At 54.7% G+C, this 20,780-nt stretch carries 16 protein-coding genes; 10 read left to right on the top strand and 6 right to left on the bottom strand.

Annotation, left to right across the window (positions count from 1 at the left end; translation table 11 throughout):
* Positions 1-254: 254 nt before the first annotated feature.
* Positions 255-770, bottom strand: coding sequence for a DUF6471 domain-containing protein (locus ACIQWO_RS17040; protein WP_402826873.1), 516 nt, complete (start codon positions 768-770; stop codon positions 255-257).
* 809 nt (positions 771-1,579) lie between these two features.
* Here ACIQWO_RS17040 and ACIQWO_RS17035 point away from each other — a divergent pair.
* The 4 genes from ACIQWO_RS17035 to ACIQWO_RS17020 all read left to right on the top strand — a co-directional run bounded on the left by ACIQWO_RS17035 (position 1,580) and on the right by ACIQWO_RS17020 (position 8,507).
* Complete coding sequence (locus ACIQWO_RS17035; RefSeq protein ID WP_402826386.1) at positions 1,580-2,932, top strand: hypothetical protein; 1,353 nt, start codon at positions 1,580-1,582, stop codon at positions 2,930-2,932.
* 1,342 nt (positions 2,933-4,274) lie between these two features.
* Complete coding sequence (locus ACIQWO_RS17030; RefSeq protein ID WP_402826383.1) at positions 4,275-5,339, top strand: hypothetical protein; 1,065 nt, start codon at positions 4,275-4,277, stop codon at positions 5,337-5,339.
* On the top strand, positions 5,336-6,133 hold the full coding sequence (locus ACIQWO_RS17025) for a hypothetical protein (RefSeq protein WP_402826380.1): 798 nt from the start codon (positions 5,336-5,338) through the stop codon (positions 6,131-6,133). The genes ACIQWO_RS17030 and ACIQWO_RS17025 overlap by 4 nt, the downstream gene beginning before the upstream one ends.
* Before the next feature lie 226 nt (positions 6,134-6,359).
* The gene (locus tag ACIQWO_RS17020) at positions 6,360-8,507 is read left to right on the top strand and encodes a hypothetical protein (protein WP_402826377.1); all 2,148 of its coding nucleotides are present in this window, start codon (positions 6,360-6,362) and stop codon (positions 8,505-8,507) included.
* Between the two features lie 567 nt (positions 8,508-9,074).
* Here the strand turns inward: ACIQWO_RS17020 and ACIQWO_RS17015 are convergent.
* On the bottom strand, positions 9,075-9,548 hold the full coding sequence (locus ACIQWO_RS17015) for a hypothetical protein (protein WP_402826374.1): 474 nt from the start codon (positions 9,546-9,548) through the stop codon (positions 9,075-9,077).
* A gap of 39 nt (positions 9,549-9,587) precedes the next feature.
* On the bottom strand, positions 9,588-9,935 hold the full coding sequence (locus ACIQWO_RS17010) for a hypothetical protein (protein ID WP_402826371.1): 348 nt from the start codon (positions 9,933-9,935) through the stop codon (positions 9,588-9,590).
* A gap of 417 nt (positions 9,936-10,352) precedes the next feature.
* Here ACIQWO_RS17010 and ACIQWO_RS17005 point away from each other — a divergent pair, with 417 nt between their 5' ends.
* From ACIQWO_RS17005 to ACIQWO_RS16995, 3 genes are all read left to right on the top strand, one after another.
* On the top strand, positions 10,353-10,685 hold the full coding sequence (locus ACIQWO_RS17005) for a helix-turn-helix domain-containing protein (protein WP_402826368.1): 333 nt from the start codon (positions 10,353-10,355) through the stop codon (positions 10,683-10,685).
* Positions 10,686-11,111: 426 nt separating this feature from the next.
* The gene (locus ACIQWO_RS17000) at positions 11,112-11,363 is read left to right on the top strand and encodes an excisionase family DNA-binding protein (protein WP_402826365.1); all 252 of its coding nucleotides are present in this window, start codon (positions 11,112-11,114) and stop codon (positions 11,361-11,363) included.
* A 308-nt stretch (positions 11,364-11,671) separates the two neighbouring features.
* On the top strand, positions 11,672-11,977 hold the full coding sequence (locus ACIQWO_RS16995) for a phospholipase D-like domain-containing protein (RefSeq protein WP_402826362.1): 306 nt from the start codon (positions 11,672-11,674) through the stop codon (positions 11,975-11,977).
* 155 nt (positions 11,978-12,132) lie between these two features.
* Here the strand turns inward: ACIQWO_RS16995 and ACIQWO_RS16990 are convergent, their stop codons facing one another.
* Positions 12,133-14,664, bottom strand: a complete 2,532-nt coding sequence (locus ACIQWO_RS16990; protein ID WP_402826359.1) for a S8 family peptidase — start codon at positions 14,662-14,664, stop codon at positions 12,133-12,135.
* 58 nt (positions 14,665-14,722) lie between these two features.
* Entirely contained in the window at positions 14,723-15,739 is a 1,017-nt protein-coding gene (locus ACIQWO_RS16985) for an AAA family ATPase (RefSeq protein ID WP_402826356.1), read from the bottom strand.
* 512 nt (positions 15,740-16,251) lie between these two features.
* Here ACIQWO_RS16985 and ACIQWO_RS16980 point away from each other — a divergent pair.
* Positions 16,252-17,073 (top strand): hypothetical protein, encoded by an 822-nt coding sequence (locus tag ACIQWO_RS16980; protein WP_402826353.1) that lies wholly within the window; start codon positions 16,252-16,254, stop codon positions 17,071-17,073.
* 132 nt (positions 17,074-17,205) lie between these two features.
* Positions 17,206-17,607, top strand: a complete 402-nt coding sequence (locus ACIQWO_RS16975; protein ID WP_402826350.1) for a helix-turn-helix domain-containing protein — start codon at positions 17,206-17,208, stop codon at positions 17,605-17,607.
* Between the two features lie 1,438 nt (positions 17,608-19,045).
* Here the strand turns inward: ACIQWO_RS16975 and ACIQWO_RS16970 are convergent.
* Positions 19,046-19,441, bottom strand: coding sequence for a hypothetical protein (locus ACIQWO_RS16970; protein WP_402826347.1), 396 nt, complete (start codon positions 19,439-19,441; stop codon positions 19,046-19,048).
* A gap of 357 nt (positions 19,442-19,798) precedes the next feature.
* Between ACIQWO_RS16970 and ACIQWO_RS16965 the strand changes: the two genes are divergently transcribed.
* Positions 19,799-20,704 (top strand): transporter, encoded by a 906-nt coding sequence (locus ACIQWO_RS16965; RefSeq protein WP_402826344.1) that lies wholly within the window; start codon positions 19,799-19,801, stop codon positions 20,702-20,704.
* The last annotated feature ends 76 nt before the right edge of the window (positions 20,705-20,780 follow it).

Genomic DNA, 20,780 nt, shown 5'->3' with positions numbered 1-20,780 from the left:
GGAGTGTTATGGAACGTTGCATCAGAAGTGACTATCGAATTGCATTAGAAGCGACTATTGGAGTTTTCAACGCCCCGGAACTCCCCGCCGGCAAAGCGATAGTCACTTCTAATGCAATACCGCGTTTTCCAGAAAGCAGCCATCCAGAGCGAGCCGCTCCCCGACAACAACGGCGAAGTGCCTGCTTACAAATTTGGCTTGTATTTACGGCAAACTGAGCTAGATTGGTAGGTAAAATAACCCACTCAAGGCACTTACTGCGACGAATTTAATCTTCCGTCCTGGGCTGCAATCACGTCCTTTCGGTCCAGAAATCGGTCGAGTGCAGGCATGGGCGCATCGCATGCGAGCATGATTAATCGCGCGAAAGAGAACGTCCCACCGAGTAACTCAGCACTCTGGGCTCCTTGGGCGAACGGCCCTTCTTGCTCGGCCATGATTCGCGCTACGCCCGCGGCTCCGCCAGGCGTAATGGAGGCGAGCTCCTGAAGATAGATGGCTGCACTGACCGCAAACCAATCCGAAGTACGCGCAAAGCAATCTAGCCACTCCTTCGGCATCTCATCGTCGCAAACGTGGAGCAGTTGCAGGAAGAAGGCGCACTGAAAGGAGCCTCGTTGGACTTTCCCATCGACACTTCTAGTTGATTCATCGAAACCCCGCCGACGAAAGGCATTGGCGACGTCGTCAAGCGCCATATCCTTTCGAGCCAGCACGACATGTGCTGCGCGCGAAGCAAGAGCAGTCCAGGGAGTCGGGACATGAGGCACGATTTGAATTTCCCTTGAAGTCGAGCAAACACAGGCGAAAATCGCAAGCGAAGCTGCGACGTCCTTGAGTAGCTGCGGAGGGGATGCAGACACCAAGCGTATCGCGTCACCTTCGTGGGCAGCAAGCCAATTTGCCCGCGAACCGCGTCGACATGAAGCGCATTAAGTTCGCGCAGAAATCGAGAATCATGGCAAACACACTTGCACACAGAAACCCTATCGCGTAACATGCGCATCGAACTCAACCAACAAACACAGATACCCCATTCGAATTTCTCCGAAATGGGGGTCGGCCGGCACCATCGCGATACCAGCAAAAACGGCAGTAGGTCACTACAAATGTCTATTTAGTACTATACGCCCGCCCGCCGGTTTCGTCAAACTCAACGCCAGGAGGACCGCACAACAAGAGCATTAACACACGCATATCCGAGGGAATCAGCCCCTCATTGTTGGAAAACGACCCGGTTGCACCCGGGTCGCCTCCGTGTGGACGACCGAAACGGCAGACCGCACGCGCATTCGCACACGCGCGCGCATTCTACCACGCCCGGCCCGCAGGCGTTCGTTCGTCCAGAGAAAACGAAACAGGTAGAAATGTCCGCACTCGCCATAACATCGGCGGGCGACCACAGCTGCGCATTTTGCGAGCGGCGCCCGCACATCACTCCCGACTTTGGCAACGCGCCCTGCGCATTCGCGCGGACGCCCGAGTCGCCACTCCGACTCGTGTCGTTCTGCGCTGCCTTACGGCCCGCGCAAATGAACACACTCGACTCTGCGTCGAGTGACGACTCGGGGGCGATGCGATGAATACAACGCTCGAGGACCAGCCGGAGCCCGCCGAATTCGAGGTTATCGCGGGCAATCCTTTTCTCGATGGTCTCCCGACGCCTCCAAGAACCTGTGCGGCCGCGATAAATCTTCTCAACGATACGGCGCGCAGCCGGCGGTACGTGAATAGCGCCGCGCCAGTCCACGAAGATGTCTTGCGAAACGCTGGTAGCGTCTACTGCGCGACGGCAGTGGACGGCACGATTCTGACGCGACTTCTTTCAGCGATAGCGGATTCATACGAGGAGCGTGATATTCGGCGCAAAAGCGCGCTCGTGATGGCACTCCGAGTGAACCAGCTCCTCTACACCCCGAGAGCTGAGCGGATACGGATGGAATTGCAGAGGCGGGCTGGGACCGTTCGCGGGCTTTCACCAAGCAACGCGGAAAACGAGATACGCATCCCCAACACCCAGCCACGTGCGCTGCTCGTGAAAGCTCCGTTGCGCATGGGACGACGAACACTTGCTAGCTTGCTTGAGGAGGTGATTGGCGCGGGGTATCGCCCAATAACGCTGGACGGCAATGGCGGTGCGATACGCAGTATTCAGCTACGCGTAGTCCGAATCAGTTGGCCGAACGACGGAACAGTGAAAGGCTTGGTACACGAATTCGCGGCCGCGATTGATAGGATTGCAGGCCGGAATAACGAGTTTGTCGAACTGGTAAGGCTGGGCTTCAAGACGGCCGGCGAGTTGGAAATCGCGATGCAGAGCGTCGCGCTTGCAGCCAACGTTGGCACATTGTTCGTCGAAGGTATCAACGTATCCACAACGAAATCCTCCGAATGCGAACAGATTTGGAACGTGCTTGCCACGTTCACTCGCAAAACCGGAATAGTGCTCGTGTGTTTCGCTACTCCGGCCGCTGCAGCCCTCGGATTGCAAAAATACATCTCCGTTATCGGAGACCTTACGACACTGGGAACGCACGAGCTCATACCCTCACGCACGTGCAGCAACCATTGGCACCAAGTCTGCAAGGCCAATTTCAACGCATTCGTTCGGCCCGTCACTGGCAACGATATGCCTGAGTGGCTGCCCAAGCTTCTCCTCGAGGTTACTAGAGGGCGCAACAGCTTGGTCAAAGCTTCGCTGCAGCATGTTGCGATGACTCTACTCGAGTCAGGCCTAGACAAACTTGAAGAAAAACACTTTCGCAAGTACTTGGAAAACGCTGTCGAGCCGTATCGCGAATCGTTTGAGGCGTTAACTATGGTCGCCGATAAGACGGTGCGCCTTACCTATACGTCGCTTCAGACCTTCGGCGATATGTTCACTTCCGTGCAAGCTGAGCACCTTCGCGTGAAGCCGCTGCTGGACGAATGAGGAGGCGCCAAATGTTCTTGACTCTTTTCAACGCCGCTCCGGGCGAATCTGCGTACAGCATCGCACGCTGCGCAAACGATACGAGCTACGATAGGCTCATCCACAGTGCGCTTTTGCCCTCGCATTGTCCAAACCCACCTTTGCTCGGCACCATCCCATGCAGGCTCGAGAAATTCTGCTCGGCAACCGAGGGCCACTACGGAACAGAACAGCAAATTCTTGCGAAGCGCACGCTGTTTCCTATGTATCACTCATGTTTGTCACTCGACGCATCGACGCATTTGTCGAAACAGATATGCCACGGGACCACTGGGCGCGTGATTTGCCCTGACATGCCCGCAGCCCAACGCGGGGTGAATCGATATGGATTGTATTGTCCCGAGTGCGCGAAACGGACGCGGGAACAAACCGGTCGCCATTGCTCTCTCGCTATTCATTGCATCCCGCACCTCGCTCGGTGCCCGACACACGACTGCCTTCTGCTGCTGTGTTCCCCGATTAGCTCTGACGAATTGAGTCATCGTGCAACTTCGACACCGGCACGCAGACGCAATGGCCGCCGACTCGCCGACGCATACGTCTCAATGATGAACTCGCAGGCGGTGGGGATGGCAGCACGGAGTACTCGCGAAGCGTTGATTGCGAGGGGATATTTCAGCAACGAAGGTCGATTAAAAACACTCGTGCTCATTCGTGACGTCACGTCAGCGCTCTCCGGTGGATTCGAAGACGCCAGAACCACAGCTTGCATGCACGCACTCGCGGAGCACCCCGCCCACCTGATTCCGATGCAGCATCGAGCTCAGCCTGTGCACCCGACGCACGTCGCATTGCTCATGTGCGCAATTCGGGCGTTCGACGGAGAGTCCGCGTGATTTTCACACTGACACCAGAGATTTGCTACGGGGAAGCTCTCGGACCGTATGTTGTGCGAGAAGCTTACCGGACAATGTCGCCCGAGTTGCGGAGGCACTTTACAGATGAGTCTTCACTGCTCGCGCCAGGCGGTGCCCGGCATATTACCGAGGCGTTCGGCCCTCTCGTCGGCTCTGAAGCAATGATATTTCGTCGCAACACGCTTCTTCCGGCATACGAAAGAATTCGGCCGGCATCCGAGTCACTCGAAGCCTTGTATCCGAGAATCGACCTAGAGGGACGCCCCTTCCGACGACGAAAAATTCTTGGATATGGGGTTCTTCCGAAAATGAGTCTCGGAATATGTCCAGATTGCCTAGAAGAAGAGGCTAATGCTCTGGGCGAACCCATCTACTCTCGAGTGCTTCTGCTACGCGCCGTCCGATTGTGTCCAGCACACGGTAGCGTGATTCTCGAGCCCTGCGAGATGTGCAACTCACAATGGACCCAGGTGGCAAAGTCCCCGCCTAAGCTGTCATGTAACTGTGGCGCCGCGCGCGCGCCGCGTACGTCGTGCACAACCGGTGCTCTGGCCACCACCGAAATCAACGTCGCGGTTGGATTGTCGCGTTTCTTGTCGCCAGAGACCGAACACTATCTCACGGAACGCGGCCTGCGATATGCGATGCACACTTCCGCACAAGCACGCGGTCTCATTAAGAAAAACGGGACCATTAACTGGTCACGCACGGCCGAACTTATTACGAAAAATGACGCGGTCGAATACAACCGCTCCATGGGATTCGGCTGGCCAGAAAGTCAGGCGCTGGGCAAAATTTTGAAGGGAAGAATACTCCCCAAAGACCCGATTCAAACCATCTACTTGCTCACCCTTCTAGCCGAAAGCTGGGGGGAAGTTGAGGAGTTCGCTCGGGACATTGAAGCAGTGGAGCGCTTCACGTCTAGGGCAACCCTCGTCCCCCAAAAAGCCAAGGGGACTGGCGCAAAAAGATATAGCGACGAAGAGATTAGGCGCGGAATGGAGTCGTTCAAGAAAGTACTCGATGCAAAGCCGCATCTGTCTCATCGGTCAGCAAAATTGGCTGTTCACCCTGACCTCCGAGGAACTATTACCGTCGCTCGGGCGAAAGAACACGGCATCAAATCGACTTCGCGTCGTGCAAGGACACCGGAGATTTCGGCACGGGATGCCAATGCGGAACAAAAACTACGCGACAAGTTGCCGGCGCTAATTCTGGCTAATCCCCCTTATCGATTTTCTGTAAAGCGATTGCTCAGCATTGCGCTTCCCTCGCACAGTGACCTCGCATACAAGTCCCCGCGATACCAACAAACTTTTGCGGCCGCGATAGAACTTGAAGAATCGCGGGCAGCGTACCTTCGTCGTCGACTTGCAAAATCGTTGTCTGAAGGAACGCTCTTGAGTCCCAGCATCGATGCTTCTACTTTGGCAAACATGTCCGAAGAGGAGATGGAGCAGCTCAAAAGAAACGAAAGATATCTTTTGCTCACGTGGGACAGCGTGAAATGAAAATTCTTGAGCTTCCCAAGGGGTTCGTTACGCCAGCCAGCTCCCGGCCCATATGGAGAGATGACTTTGGCGTACGCCATGGACAGACGTACAAGCCGCTTCATACCTCACAAAAGCCTGGACTGGGTTTGCGCGCGCAGGTTCAGTCTCCCAAGCTGGAGCGAAGCGTCCACCTGCTTTCCAGAGGGGAAATCGCGGCATTCTTCTACCTTCTTTACTGTCCATATGTCGTCGATATGCGCGAGCAGTATCCGGTCTACGATTCGGAAGCATTCATGCGCGCCCTGCGACAAGGCAAGCGTTTGCATAAATCGAAGTGCCTCACCATTGATTTCCACCTAACGCTTGCACTACCTCCAGATTTCCGGCACCACAGCCACTGGGTGTCAATCAAGTTCGATAAGACTGTCCTCAGTCAGCAGGATATTCAACGCGCCGAGCGCGAGTTTAACCTCGCAGACGACAGACAAAGCACATGGGAAATGATGGATAGTCGCGACTTCCCAGCTGGTCACCTTCGCAACTTCGCTGCGCTGTGGACTCATTTCAAGTTCACCCGGGCATGGGACCTCTACTCCGAAGCGAGCTATTTCGCACGTCGAATTCCCCAACGTTCACTGCGAGGGACAACGCATGACGTAATGACTCGCCACGCACGAAGCCTAGGCATTGGCGTTGACCATGCCTTTAGGCTGCTATCGACCGCTGTCAGCTTTGGGCATCTGTGGCTGGACCACAGCTTTCACTACTCGGCCGATAGAGCATTGCATTTGGATAGCCTGCACTATGAGTGATGAGCGGATTTCGACGAATACAGACATCCTCCTCCCTAGGCCTGTGGGAGCATTTGAGGCTGCTGAGTGCTTGGAACGCACTGACACTCGCTGGCCGGCAAACCTAGCCCGCTATTCCGTCTTTGAGTTCCTGTCAACGACTTACGTAGCCGTTGCATGGGTCCAGGATGTCCAAACCCTTTGGGCGATGAGGGTTGAGCTCGGCGTTCCGCCTCCACGGTGCAGAATGCCTGTCGCACTGCAGGTTCAGGACTCATCTCTATTGAAACTTGTGCCAGAGGATATCGTCAACGAGCACATGAGGGGTATTCTGAAAACTCCCGTCGACGCTCTGCCCGAAGAAAAGCGCCGCGGATACGTAACCCGTACGCGCCTGCTAAATGCGTTGGTCATGGTCGACCCATCTCAAATTGGCGATACAGACCGGTATTTGCTGGATATCCGATGCTTCATTGACGGGAAGTATCGTGAAGCACGCATCAAGCAAATCGCTGAGGAAATTGGCAGTTCACCGAGCTGCAAGCGCACTCACCTTTTAGAGCTTCTTACCGTCCACCTCTGGTGGCGCGGCGAACCGAACGCAATGCTATGCCGAACTGGCGCGCGAGGAGGCAAGGGAAAAGTGCGGGACACCCTGCCCGCAATGAAACCGGGCCCGCTTTCGCCCTCGGAGAAAAGAGCGAAAGCTGCAACCGAGGCCGGTGGCGGCGTGTGGAGTCGAACCGCCCAACGGTCGACGGCGACTGACGATGACGACGTCCTCGCTGCTTTGAAAACGCACTGGGCATGCGGTCAGAAGATTTCACTGACTAGCACCTACATCGAGTACAAGCGAGAATCAAGGAACCGTGGCGCGAAATCCCTTAGTTGGTGGTACTTCTATCGTACCGCGGATGTACTCATTCGGTTGCACAAGCTCGACGCAAAGCGTAACGGCAACAGAATCATGGCGCAGTATGGAACTGTACGACCAGGGAACTCAAGCGACGTAACCTGGGGTTCCCTGATGATTTCCGACATGGATGCATGGACGCCTAAAGTGGGGTCCATTTGGGGATGGGTGGCTGGGACCTATGAGCCACTTCCCGGCCTGGTCGTGCTTTTTTCAGTATGCCGATTAAGCGGCGCAATTACCGGGTACGAGATAGAGCTAAAGTCGGAGAAAGCGAGTTCTTATCGCTTCTGCGCGCTGTCGTCGCTTTCGGACAAGAGCGCCCGAGCGTTGGAACTCGGAATAACGGAGCACCTGGATGCGCTGGTGCACGGGTGGGCGGACGTCTACCTTGTGGACCACGGCCCCGGAAATGCGGCTGACGCGCGTGAGCCATTTGTCGAGAAAAGAATTGCTGGCGCACTGTTTACCCCCGCTCCCGCCCGTGGCGATTTTAAGCCGAACGTCGAGTCGATAAATAATTGCTTCATGAAAATTATGGCTGAGACGGTTGAAGGAGCCTTCACACGCAAGAGCGACCCGCTCAGTCGCGAAATTCGCAAGAAAGCAAAGAACGCTCCGGGAATTGACTTTGATGACTTTGAAAAGTGCATTCTCGAGACAATAATCTATCTCAACCGGACACGAGATTGCAGCCATTTACGTGACGACGTGATGCGCCGGAACGGCGTGACTATTAGGCCGCACTCAATTTTCAATTACCTCCAAACAGAACGTCGTCGGGGAGATGCCGCATTGAAGCTCTCCGAGAAAGAGCTACTTGACGCAATCATCCCTTGGATTCCGCGCCGGTGTCGGTCAGGGACTGTCAGCTTCGCAAACGCCACGTTTACGTCAAAGGAACTGATGGAGTATTCCAACTCATTGCCAGCGCGAGAGCGAAAAACGTTTCCCGTCGAAGCAAAAAGAATCGGTCCGCAGGGAGGTACGATACTTTGCAAACTTCGCGACGGCGCGATTCTAGAGCTACGTTTGACTGATGAATGCGCTCGTCAGTATGGCAATGCGTCATGGAAAGGTATGGAATACGTGCAACACGACATCAACGCTTCGAACGAAGAAGATGAGGATATACAGGTTGACTTGAAACCCCGTCCCCCGCGGAAAGAGAAGAAGAAGAAATCTAGCACGCTCACTGAGAATCAAAATGACATCCTGAGGGACGCTGAAGCTGGTCGCGGTAATCCAGAGTTATCGAAACAGCATCCGCGCCGCTCAAAGCCTGGAGCAGCCAGCACCGCTCACAACGACATCGCCGGCAGGCAACGTGCTGCCCATAAACCTCGGACGCCAGAGGAACCTTTCAACGGCGGCAACGGAAATATCGATTCGGAGGAAGAGGATGACGACCCCGTCATACTTGCCGCGCGTCAAGCCGAACAGCAGAGTCGAGAAAGAATGAAGGAAACGAGCAATAGCTAAGCACGTAATGCGTGTCAGCGCAGCGACCCGTGAGCTCAGCATTCGCACGTCGTTCCCGATGACGGCATGGTGCAATACCACGCGCTTTCGGCGGCGAAAGTTTGTTTACAACCAAAAGAGGCTGATTAGCCGGGTGATTGCTGCGACTAACCGAGCCATCTCGCGGTCAATACCGCTGACCCCGTGCCGGAACCAAATGAGTTTGTGAGCCGAACTTCCGATGCGTGCGGCACAAGCCAGAGTTCCTCAAGTCAATTAAGCCCGTAGGAAAGCGTTGCGCTATGCACGTAGCGCTGGAAACTAATGCTCCGTGCTTCAGGCGGCCCACATATTACCCTCCCACGGGAAGCATCGTTGAGGCCCTTCTCACACGAAGCTCCCGGTTCGGGACGTCGAAAATGGCTCTGCGCGCGATTTCGCCCCAGCCCATTTCACCAGCATCAGAAGTGACCCCGAATACGCATACGCCGTCCGAGGCGCCGTTGATGACGCTTCATGGCAATCAGGAACGGTAGTTGATTGACGTCGCTCACCATGGCTGCAAGCTTGAAACACTATTCGTTCCAACTACTGACCAGTAAGCAGGCGAAGTACGGATTGATTCGCCTGCTTCAGTGCATCAACATCGACTTGGTAGCCCAAAAGTCGATGCAAACCCAAAACAACCGCACATGACCTTGAATACCCGCCTTCGCAATGGACAACCACAGTGGTTATAGCAGCAGGCAAAGCGTCGACGAACTCGCGAATTTGTCTCGCATGGGCGGTTGTGAACGCGTCCGGAACCCGTTCCCGGGCTCGCGGAGAAATATTGGGATTGAGGTGGTCGACATCAGAAAAGCTGAGTCTCAACAGATGCTCGAACCCGCCGAGTTGCGCCGGCAGTCGGTCACTCGCAGTAATGGAAATTACGGCGACTGAGGACAACCGTGGCAGTTGTTCCGCATCGGCCCGTGACAGTGCGAATGCCTGACGCGGACCAGGGAGAGGCTTGTAGAGTCGTTGTATAACTTCTTTTAGTCGCTTTTTTTGCGCTGACATGTCGACTCCCTTCACACGCCAAACTCTCGTGTCCTCCGGCTACACCACTTCATCGAGCAACCTTCGCATCAGCGCCAGCATCCACTCACATTCAGCTACACTAAACACCCACTCGTGTGACTTCACCTTCCTCCAGACCGCCGGTTCGACGCGCTCGATGGTGAGCAGGAGCGTCCAGCCATTCTCCGTCGCCTTCTTCCTGCAGTAAGTGGCTAACTGACCTGCCATCCGTACGCACTCATCGTATCGCTCCTGCAACTCCTCGTTTGTGTAGCCGACGATGTACTTTCCATCGACGCGGCGCGCACCAATTTTCGGCTGGTAGCCCGGCACAACAGGAATAGTCACGTCGCGGGGAAAATCATCAGGAACCTGGGCAGAGGTCATCGCATTACTCCAGAGGCGCTGCTGTCATCGCGTTCCCCGTATCAGCACGACACCGAGTACGTTCAACACTGCAACTCCCGCAACTCACGTTACACGCGCTCGAGCTCTCTCCTCATGAGTTTTCCGTTGTGGCTCCTCGTTGGAGATGGTCGTGCATGCCTGCCGCAACAATATCGATGCGAATGAAGCGATAGCCAATCTCGTCGTCATCATCTAAGGGTCCGCTTCCAGGCGGTCTGGCTTGTCAGTTGGTACCCTCGAATCCGGGCGACTAGACGACCGGTCGAGCAAAGCCGCGTCGACACGCCAACATCTCGTCATGCACGCCACCTGAGCAAACGAAAAATTCGAGCTAGGCTCTGTAAATTCTACGAATTACGTAGAGATTGAGCAAGCCAATTCTACGAGTATCGTAGGATGACTAGCCAGCAACCTGCGACCATATTCGGACGTCGGCTCAGAGAAGCTCGGCGGCGGTTGGGTATTCCACAAGACGTGCTAGGGGTCCGGATTGGCTTGGACGAAGGGACCGCGAGCGCTCGAATCAGTCGTTATGAAACCGGCGTTCATGAGCCAACTTTTGGTATAGCGTTAAAGCTCGCTGAAGTCCTAAGTGTTCCGGCGGCGTACTTCTACTGCGACGACGACGGGCTCGCGGAAATAGTTCTGCTCTGGGGACGTTTGCCGAAGAGTAAGCGCAAGCACCTGCGAGCAATGGCTGAAGCTGAGCAATCGGGCGAAGGCGGATAACCGAGCATCGTGTCCATAAGAAATAGAAACGCATCTCTCGGCGGGCGAAAATCCGTTCGAAACCTTGTATCACGGGACTCCCAACCGTCTTTCTGGTGCGCAGCGAACCTCGAGGACACCCCCACGAAACCAAAAAAATCCTGTTTTCGAGCGCTTTTTCCAAAGAAAGGTGTTCGAAAACCGAAATATCCCTTCGCGCTCAAGCACTTGTCCACGCAGAATCTGCGCATACCCCCCCCGAAAACCGCTACAAATTCCTTCGTTTTTTGCACTGCTCGTCAACCTGCGGAACCGGCGTTCGTCGGTGTCGTTCACAGATGAACCTTTTGTATTGAAAAGGAGGCTCAATTCCTCCTCCTGCTTAATTGCCTTTGTCTCTGGCTTTGGCTAGGCTCGAATGGTGTATTGGCCACAAAGGACACCATCATGCCGACAGACAAGGACAAGTCGAGTCGAGCCTCTAGCTCAAAGCGAGCAGACGAGTTCATGTCCACAACGGACGCCGCGAAGGTGTTGTTTGTCTCCAGGTCGCACATCCTCAAACTCATCGACCAGGACAAGCTCAAACTGCACCACGTTACCGGGAACAACCGCTTTGTGAGGACAGACTCAGTGCAGGCATACCAAGCCGACCAGCAAGCAGCGATAGAGGCTTACCAAGCCGCGGCGAAGGACTAGGTTTGAGTCGGTGGCAGATGGCCTGGGGCGACGCGGAGCTGAACGCCAACAAATCTGATGACGCACATCACCACCGACTTGCCGTTCGTAGTAGCTCAGTTTGTCGAAGCCGGTTCGCCACGCACGCGTTCGCAGGCTGTGAATGCCAGCTTCGTCAATGTCTGCCAGAACCGCGGGTACCCACCGCAAGTCCGAGCTTCTTAGCAACCAGGTATCGGAATCCAATCTCGAGCTATTGGTAACCACGTATAACCACGCCCGTTGTACGTCTTGAACGACTGTGAACTACCTGCCCATGGCCTTGCGGCTTGAAGCTCCATGTAACTCCCTTTACTCGAGAAGAACATGTTGTCTCCGGGGTCGTAGTCGATTATTCGTTCGCCAGTGCGCCGATTGCAACCGCGATTAAACGAGCGAAGGACCGTTGCGTAGATGTGAAGGTGATTCTCGACAAGAGCCAAAGGTCACAGAAGTATTCCCGCGCGACGTACCTGCGCAACGCAGATTTCGAAGTGGTCATCGACACGAAGCCGGCCATCGCACACAACAGAGTGATGATTTTTTATAACAACGCGGTCTTCACGGGGTCGTTCAATTTCACCAAATCGGCTTAGCAGCGCAATGCTGAGAACGGGATGCTTATCCGCGGTGACTCGGCAACGGCGAAGGCCTACCGCGATAACTGGGAGAAGCGTTACAGCGTGTCGACCAGGTTCTAACCTGCGATAGACGAGTAGCCCCTGTCGCAGGTTGTAACGCTTGGTTAGCCTTATGAGTCGTCGCCAGGTATTTCGACGACAATTCCATTTTGCTCAATTGTGGTCGCTATCGGCGAATAGATGTCTGTATCTATGTCTTCGGCGACTTTCAGCGAGACGATAAGCGCATATCTGGCTGGTTGCTTCCATTGTTTTAGCTGCTTCCAGTCTTTCCACCATCCGCCCACAGGGAATACGGCTAGTTGCGACTTCGCAGCCAGTTGGACAGCGGTACCGGTCCACACATCCGAGTGCAGTGACCCCCGAGAACGGACGTGCATTCCGTAACGCCACAACGGAGAGTCGGGGTCATTGAATCCCGCCTCGTCCACCTCTCGTTCCACTTTATTTATCCGCTTCCTGAACTCCTGCGCGTCTTCAGTCGCTGCCTTCACTGCAAACCGAAGGGCGTGAGACTGATAACGAAACTTGCTTTGCCATCCGCGAGAGCTCGGATTTGGCTCAACGAAGTAGGAAAGAGTCACACGCAGCTCAACGTGCGTAGGGCCCAGTGCCTTCAGCTCCTCCGCAGGCCACGGCAGGTCATGCATTTGAAGCTCTCCGAGCGTTATATTCCCTTTGTCCCCTTTGATATAGGGGGTGAATTCACGCTGCAAAACGAGTGTTGGTCGATGATTGGTCGAGAACTCGGACCGCTCAAGGCTGGCCATGCCATAACCGTATGTGCGAAGAAGTTTTTCCCTATCATCTCGTTTAGGCTGCTCAGGGAGAGTTTTCTGCATAGCCGACGTGTATTCGGCTCCGTGAACTACCAACGCACGAATGGTCTCGGGCCAGTAGTCGGGATATCTGGCCTGTAGGTGCGCGCAGATGCGTGCCACTTCGGCTGCGGCGGCACTGGTATCTCCCGAAGCGGAGAAGGTATTGTCGTGAGGGGTGTGGGACGTGCTGAGGACTCTTAAGGAATCGGGCCCTATGTCGACCATGCCATATTTGTCATATGAACCGTTGCCGCCTTCAGCAACTACCTCGGGCTTTACCGGCCACGGCGAGCCCGACCAAAGCACAGAAGTTGTCGACGCGGGCGATATCTGTCCGGCAGGAGCGATGACCTTACTACCTTTGTGCTTCGCTTCGCCGACGTCGACAAGGTTTGTGCATGCCCCGACGGTCAATGCGTTCCATGACTGGGAAGGATTCTGCACGGGACTCTGCGCATTCTTGTCTGGATACTCTACCCATTCAGGCCAAGGAACATTTCCCGCGGATTGAACGAAGAGTCTCGGCACTCTCACATTCCCGTCCGCCTTGCCGTTAGGTGCGCCGATGTCAAGTGCAGCTCGGCCAAAAGCAAGTTGGTCTACTGACGCAGACCACTCTGATGGATTACCTAGTAAGTGCCCCACAGAGGTGGTCATCATCGCGAACACGCGCGACCGCTTAGCGTTCGCAATCTCCACTCGGCTTACGGAGTCGATGGTCACTGCCCCCCATAGCTTCGGAGGATTCACCCCATTGGGCGGGAGAATTTTTACCGATTCGAGTCGGTGAGGCAACTCAACCGATTGTGTAGATGCCAGTGCAGCGGAGAGGTCTCCATAGAGCGCAATGCCGGCCATCTCACTTCCGTGGCCGATATGGTCATCTTTCGGCCACTCGGGATGATAAGCGTGGATGTCGTCGGCATCGAGGGCTTGCTCCAACAACGGATGCCCGTTGTTTACACCCGTATCTAGAATGCAGACGTGTGGCGAGTCTTTGCCACCCACAGTTGTCCTGGCGGCGAGGCTAATCGCCCATTCGGCCTGCTCGGCCGGAGTCAGGTCATTAACGAAGAAGTCTGCATTTGGCTCAACAAAACGAACTTCTGCAATCATGTCGAGAAGCTCCATGGCTTGCTGGAATGCAGGGCGAGTACCATGCGCCGCAACTACCAGCCGGCCAGGAAACTGCACATATCCGGGCTCTACAGCGATGCCAACCTTCGCTGCTAGCTTAGCGAAAGAATTCGTGGCACCAATCGCTTTCCCCTCGGTGTGGCGAAGCCAAACCTGGAACCAATGCTTTTGCTCGTCTTCGGGTAACGCAGCAGAATCAGTCCACAACTCCGAGAATGCGGCACGCCGAATCTGGTCGATAGCGTTAACTAACAGGGCGTTCTTCGGTTTATCCGAATCCTTAGCGTTTTGAGTGATGTATTCGCTTACTCGTTTAACGAAGGCAGATAGTTTTCCATCTGGGACATGAAGAACTACCACGTCGTGGTCATCGTGAGATATGACGGTCAATATCTCGGTGCCATCCCGCTTCCACTCGAGCCCGGTATAGTCATAAGCGTTACGCGGTCGGAATTCTATGGCTATGGAAAGGCCGCGACGCACGGGAAGGCCCAGCGCATCGCGCTGAGCTTCAAGTTCTTCGATATCTACGGATAAGTCCTCAAGTTGCTTGAGGAGGCGCATACCATGCTGACCTCGGTCGCGCTGCGGAGCGGCGTCGCGTATGACATTACGAGGTGAGCGAAATTTTTCCCCGGTCACATATCCATCAATAGACAGGTGACTTTTAAGTTCGTCTGCCATTTCTCTTGAGTATGTATGTAGTTCTAATTACTCAAGAGTCTACCGCAAGTTTTACGAACTACTGAGCGCGGACATCGCGCCCCTGTGCGCGCTCCTCTAAATGCCGTGCGACACTGGACTGAGTGACGGATTTCTCCCCCTCCATAATGGCATCCTTAAGCGAGTCCAAGCATGCCTTCACGATATCAGCGTGCGACTCACCCTTTCCCATTTTCACAAGGTGGCGAAAATCCATTTCGTCGGTGGCAAATGTGCCCAAACTGTTCCTCAGCAGAGATTCAATCTGGCGCTCATCGGGCGCCTCATACTTGATAACGTCATCAAATCGACGGAATAACGCCGCGTCAAGGTCTTTTCCGTGATTTGTCGCAGCAATCAGCAGGCTCTCGGACGAATCCTGCTCGATAAGCTGCAAAAACATATTGAGTGTTCTTCGCATTTCTGCGACGTCGTGCTGGCTGCCTCGCTGCAAGCCGAGCGAATCAAACTCATCAAAGAAATACACGCCTCGCGTGGATTTCAGTGCGTCGAACACCAATCGTAGTTTCGAAGCACTTTCGCCCATGAACTTCGTTATCAGGCTATCAAAGCGCGCCGTAAAAAGCGGCAAGCGCAACTCACCAGCAAGCGCTGCAGCGCTCATCGTTTTGCCTGTACCTGGGGGACCGACAAGCAATAGCTTTCGTCGCGGACTTAGGCCATGAAGGCTCAACTGCTCATGATGACGCTGCTCCCTCAAGACGCGGTCCAACTTTCGCCGCACCTCCTCCGAAAGAACCATCTGTTGCAGGTTTTCCCGCGGATATTGAACCGTCAGTAACTCGGAGAGCTGCCCCTTAGGCTGCGCGAGCGGAATTGGACGTGCGCCCCCCTTTTCTTTTCCTGAGGGCACTGTGGATGTAGGCGTCCGGCCGGCCTTGGCTGCGTCGACAAGGTCACGCAACTCTGAGGCTAGCTTCGTATGCCCTCGATGTGCTTCATCGGCCGCCATTTGCATAGCAACCGCGAAGAAATGCTCTTGGTTGTCACCAGCATATGCGCGCAGTAGTGCCTTCAATTGGTCGGAACGAGCCATTCATAACCCCAAAAAGTCTTGGTGCAGAGTATAGAGCGATATCATAAACTGATGATGCTATTATGGCATTTACGTTGCAACTACAGCACCAATCATGATATTCCCCAAGTCTCAAGGTGAACTAATTCGGATGGTCCGTGGTAACAGTACGCAAGCTGAATTCGCTGCGTCACAGGGAATCAACAAGTCATGCCTATCACGCTACGAGTCTGAAAAACTCGGTGCCCCGACAAGGCTAATCAATTACTGTTTGCAGCGCCTCGCAGCAAGCGCAATGGAGAATGTCGGAGGCGCCAGTGCAATGGCAGATGCACTCGATTCGGCGAGACGGACTGTTGCTCAGTTGGAGCAAGCGCTTGCAAGCCCTCCCCAATAACTGTATGTATATACAGTATTTTCGCAAAATACAAGTGACCTCCTGATAGGCGCCTGTCGCGCGCTCCCTCCACTCACCCAGTGACCGCACAAGCGGTCGGTATAATTGCGCAAACCATCCACCAGGGAGTGTCCAATTGACACAACACGCCCACGCGGAGTATCAGCAGCACGTCGTTCACGCGAAGCGCCTGAAGTCACTCCCACGCCGGGACGTGCTGCGTGACTACTGGGCCAAAACCCTTCTCATACCCGATGGAGCTCGCCGCTTCCTGACAAAACACTTGCGAGCTGGAGATTCAGTACCAATCAACTTCGCCGTTCTCGTTGCCGATTGCATTCTTGCGGCACAGGATGTCTCGCCAGCACCGTCGGCGGCTAGCCCTCGAAAGGTCCAGCAGATTCGGACAGCAGCCAATCGCCTGCATGAGACTGTCTCGAATGTCGCTGCATTAACCCCAATAACGACTGACCTTGGGTTTCAGTCAGGCTTGGATGTTTTGCGTCATTGGGAGCCCTCGTCCGAAACGCCGTCGAGCAACAACAAAGGCAATCCGGAACGACGCGCATACATTGAGTACGTGGCACTGCGCTTTTATGAGAACTTCCGAGAGATTCACGTCGAAGCAGTCGGCGAGATAGTGATGTTGGTTTGGCCAAATACCCAGGACCGAACCGTTCGGCATGTGCTTTCAACAAGGCGCCAAGAAGAGCTCATTAAGGAGTTTGAAGCTGGCCTGCGCCAGAGAAGCGGAGCTGACACCGTCGCGCAAGTCGCTTTGGCCCGCATGAGAACGGACCGAGGGATTCAGTCGCTTGCTGCTGACGAGGAGAAAGTTGTGGCAGCCATTCTTCAGTTGGACCCAGCGAAGGGCAACACCGAACTGAGACAAGCCCTGCATGCGGCTATTGCGGTGCACACCTCACCCCCACTAGTAGAAGAGAAAGCTCCCGCTTAGGAAACGAAACTGCAGAATTCTGCAATTTGGCTTCCGGAAAACAGATTGCAGATTGCCGCACATTGTCGACCTTCGTTTCGAAGAGGCGGTGAGCGAACATTGCAACCACCCAAACACCACTTGGAGGTTGCATTGCTAAATCTCGAGCTCTTCCCGAACACGCTAGCTGGTGCTGACGCTCGTCTTCCGGAATTTCCTGTTGACCGTTCCGCAACGTTTGAAAAATTGCTCGAACGCTACCCTGGGAACGGCTATGGCCAACAATGCGCTCGAATGGCCCAAGCATTGTTTTTGCTCAGAACGGTCTCCACCCACGAGTGCCGCGCATTTCTCGACATCTACCATCCGAATGCACGCAAGCATGAACTCACTCTTGCCGGCATGCGAATAATCACCGAGCGCGGCTCAATGCGCACATCTCGCGGTGACGTTCGTCACATTGGCGTGTATGTGTTGCGAAGCCGAGAGCCGCAATCAGTCCAATGGGAAATCCCGCTCGACCAAGAATCTGCTCCGCGAACGACAGACGCGTGACCACAATGTGGCGTTCACTACGGGTCTACGATGTCGTAGTCTATGGCCAGTTTGACCTCCCGTAGTAGCTCTCGAACTACTACCTGCAGTACAGCATCTTTTGGCAACTTCATCTTCCGTCGACCGAAGGGCAAGATAAGCTCCACACCGTCTTTTGGCTCAACATCAATTGAGATGTCCCATGCGGGTGCTGCCGCTTTCACCACGATTCGGACGACGCATCCGCGGTAAGTCTCGTGCAATGAAATCACATACACCTCGAGGCGGGTTCATAGCAAACGATGCTCCGGCGCATCAACCAGGGGGACTGCCGAATAGTGACCCAGCCAGTGTAACCGCTGCGCCAACACTGGAAACGCCGTGGACATTCCTTACGCAGCTTTTAGCTCACAAGGTTGCCAAGCTGCCCACCAGTCTCGCCAAGTTAGCCCCGACACGCCACACAGCAAACACCCAAGCGCACGTGCATGACGATGAACTGGGTCCGCTTGTCGCATCGGGCCTCCGTGCGAACCTGTGCCAAACGACTCGCCCGGTATCGAAATACTGTGATTGCGGAGCGCGAGATGGCTATCGGCCAATCTCTCTGACGTTCAGGTCCGCGTAATTGCCTTCGCGGCTAACCCCGTTTGAATACTAACGCGCGGACCAACGGCTCTGGGGAGATTGACGTTTGACCTCTGTAGGGCTCGTCAAAAATAATGACCAGGGCCACGACCATTCCAATGGCTCCCATGTGGAAAGCGATGACAGTGTATCCGGCCGGCGTTCTCGGGAAGCGTCCGTTCATAACCGTGGCGCCGAGAATGAAAACCGACAACACCCACCAGAAGATGTCAGGCACCGTTTGCGTAGCACTTTCAAGCCGGCTCATTCGAAGGGTTTCAAGGTCCTGCACGGAGGACCTCAAAAAGGGGCCATACGTCGGGGAGGTGACCGCGAGAATTAATGTCTCCCCGACCAGCTTCGCCAGGACGTCTTCAGCGTCGGGAGAAAGTGCAGGGTCGTCTCCTCCAAGCGCCGGCCAATCCTTCGCGACGACCGTGTCCACATAAGCCTTCAGTGTTTGTTGTGCGTGTGCGGCATTTCTACCAGACGTGCTTCATTCCGACACGCTGCGCGTATTGATAAAAGCTCTGTGCGCCCCACGCCCCGGAGACATTGCTCCAGACATTCCAACGCATACCAAGGTCTGCATTTACGCCAATCGTCACCTCGTAGCGGTTGCTGGGATACATGCTGCTCAAGGGCAAATCGTTGAACGAGATGCTGCTCGAGACGTTGGAGTGCCAACACTTGGAGGTGATATAGACGGTATCTACGTGTGCACTGAAGACTGAAAAATAGCTGCAGGAATCAACCGATTTTCGCAGAGGGCAGAGACGACCGTAAGCGTAGAAACCGCCCCCCCAGCCCAGCCAACATTGGAGTGGGTGGACTAGCTTGGATTATCTGTTGATTTCCCTAGCGAAGATTCTGAAGGCTTCGTCAAAAACGACGCCATGCGTGTCAGTGAAGAATTCGCCAAGGTAACGCTTTTCGTTGACTCTTCACGCCCAGCGGTCCTCTGTGATTCGATGATTCTCTCGTATCGGCTTACGCCAAAATTGTACGCATTATCAACTGCGTCTTCTAGGCTCGAAAATGTCGGACCATCGTCACGCCGGAGACAGACCCACGCCGCCTTCTTCACGCCAATCGTATCCAGGCGCAGGAAGCACTGAGTAGAAAATTCAGTTTCTACTGGAGCGATGCGATAAATCCGAACCCTTAGCATCGCACCACGCAGTGGAAAAACTTGAAACTCATCTTTCCCTGGACTTGCGACTTTCATGATTTATCCGAAAATAGTAATTTAAATTACTAAAAATATCGACCACACCACATTAATAACTTCACGGAACATATTTTTTAAACAACAAAATAAATTCGTAATACAAATTACTACACGAATTATCTTCTGCTCAAGTTGTTGCAATCAACGCCGTTGCCTAAGTATATTTACTGCGACGTTTCATGGGTAACCGTCGACGGCGTGCAGCTTCGAACCGGAGTGCATTTCATGAACCAGCATTGTCGCAACTCGCGTTTATGGATTGATGAGGCTCGCGTCTACGCGGCAGCTACGCGAGCCCGCCACCGGCCGGGCTCTACGAGATTGATGTGCAGCATTGTGGCAGCGGGAACTTTCATGCTGGCACCAGACGTATCAGCTACCGAAGGAGCGTTGGGGCGACCGGTGGCAGGCACAAGCGTGTTGTCAGGTGTGGGCATAGTCCCACCTGAACCGATGACGCTATTTAGCCTTCAGCAGATTTATCTCGATGGAAGCGTCAGCGGAAATCGCCAAGTCCCGATTGCCGGAAGCACATCACTGGGGATTGACGCAAAAATCGCTTTCACCCTGGCTTCCATCTTGAGGGTTTGGGGAAGCAAGGGAAGTTGGAGCTTCGCGAGCGGCATCACGGTTCCATACATCTGGACAGAGGCGACGGCTAGTTTCTCAGCGGGCAGTCTAAGTCGCTCGAACAACGACCGCGCGTCCAACCTGTTCGACATGTACTTCACGCCTATCTCCGCGGGGTATCACTTCTCCCAGACAGACCATGTCGCGCTGAGTTTCAATCTGTGGGCACCAACCGGTCGGTACGACCCGAACGCGCTAGCAAATCCTAGCTTGAACAACTGGACGTTCGTCCCGCAAGTCGCCTATACCAAGCTCATCCCTGCCCATGGCCTTGAGTTCAACGCGGTGTTGGGATTTCAGTTTTACACGCGCAATACCGCAACGAACTATCAAAATGCGCCGCTGATGACACTCGACGTTATGGGACTTAAGAAATTCTCAAATGGCCTGGGTTTCGGTCTCGTGATGGGGACGGTGCAGCAGCTTGGCAACGACAGTGGTCCGACTGCCGACCGGCTAAACGGTTTCGTCGGCCGGGATTTCACATTGGGCCCCATCATCACGTTCGACACCAAGATTGCTGGAAAACATCCGCTCTCCGCAAGTCTTCGATGGGTCCCCAGCATATCCAGCACCAATCGCCTGAAGAGCACTACCACGGTTCAGGCGACAGCAACCCTGGCGTTCTAGAGCGCGATTCAGTCGGCTCTGTCATCAGAGCATTTGTCTACAGGCGCGCGTTGTTTCAACGGGGGCAGAGCGGCAC

It is taken from the genome of Pandoraea sp. NPDC090278, from assembly GCF_044772185.1.
Classification (GTDB): Bacteria; Pseudomonadota; Gammaproteobacteria; order Burkholderiales; family Burkholderiaceae; genus Pandoraea.
The sequence above is the reverse complement of the archived record's forward strand: the minus strand, read 5'-3'. Positions and strand labels throughout refer to the sequence as shown.

What these genes read in the sequence shown, in the direction of transcription:
- ACIQWO_RS17035 (WP_402826386.1), top strand. Translation starts at nt 1,580, where the DNA reads ATGAATACAACGCTCGAGGACCAGCCGGAGCCCGCCGAATTCGAGGTT.
- ACIQWO_RS17030 (WP_402826383.1), top strand. Translation starts at nt 4,275, where the DNA reads ATGTGCAACTCACAATGGACCCAGGTGGCAAAGTCCCCGCCTAAGCTG.
- ACIQWO_RS17025 (WP_402826380.1), top strand. Translation starts at nt 5,336, where the DNA reads ATGAAAATTCTTGAGCTTCCCAAGGGGTTCGTTACGCCAGCCAGCTCC.
- ACIQWO_RS17020 (WP_402826377.1), top strand. Translation starts at nt 6,360, where the DNA reads ATGCCTGTCGCACTGCAGGTTCAGGACTCATCTCTATTGAAACTTGTG.
- ACIQWO_RS17015 (WP_402826374.1), bottom strand. Translation starts at nt 9,548, where the DNA reads ATGTCAGCGCAAAAAAAGCGACTAAAAGAAGTTATACAACGACTCTAC.
- ACIQWO_RS17010 (WP_402826371.1), bottom strand. Translation starts at nt 9,935, where the DNA reads ATGACCTCTGCCCAGGTTCCTGATGATTTTCCCCGCGACGTGACTATT.
- ACIQWO_RS17005 (WP_402826368.1), top strand. Translation starts at nt 10,353, where the DNA reads ATGACTAGCCAGCAACCTGCGACCATATTCGGACGTCGGCTCAGAGAA.
- ACIQWO_RS17000 (WP_402826365.1), top strand. Translation starts at nt 11,112, where the DNA reads ATGCCGACAGACAAGGACAAGTCGAGTCGAGCCTCTAGCTCAAAGCGA.
- ACIQWO_RS16990 (WP_402826359.1), bottom strand. Translation starts at nt 14,664, where the DNA reads ATGGCAGACGAACTTAAAAGTCACCTGTCTATTGATGGATATGTGACC.
- ACIQWO_RS16985 (WP_402826356.1), bottom strand. Translation starts at nt 15,739, where the DNA reads ATGGCTCGTTCCGACCAATTGAAGGCACTACTGCGCGCATATGCTGGT.
- ACIQWO_RS16970 (WP_402826347.1), bottom strand. Translation starts at nt 19,441, where the DNA reads ATGAAAGTCGCAAGTCCAGGGAAAGATGAGTTTCAAGTTTTTCCACTG.
- ACIQWO_RS16965 (WP_402826344.1), top strand. Translation starts at nt 19,799, where the DNA reads ATGCTGGCACCAGACGTATCAGCTACCGAAGGAGCGTTGGGGCGACCG.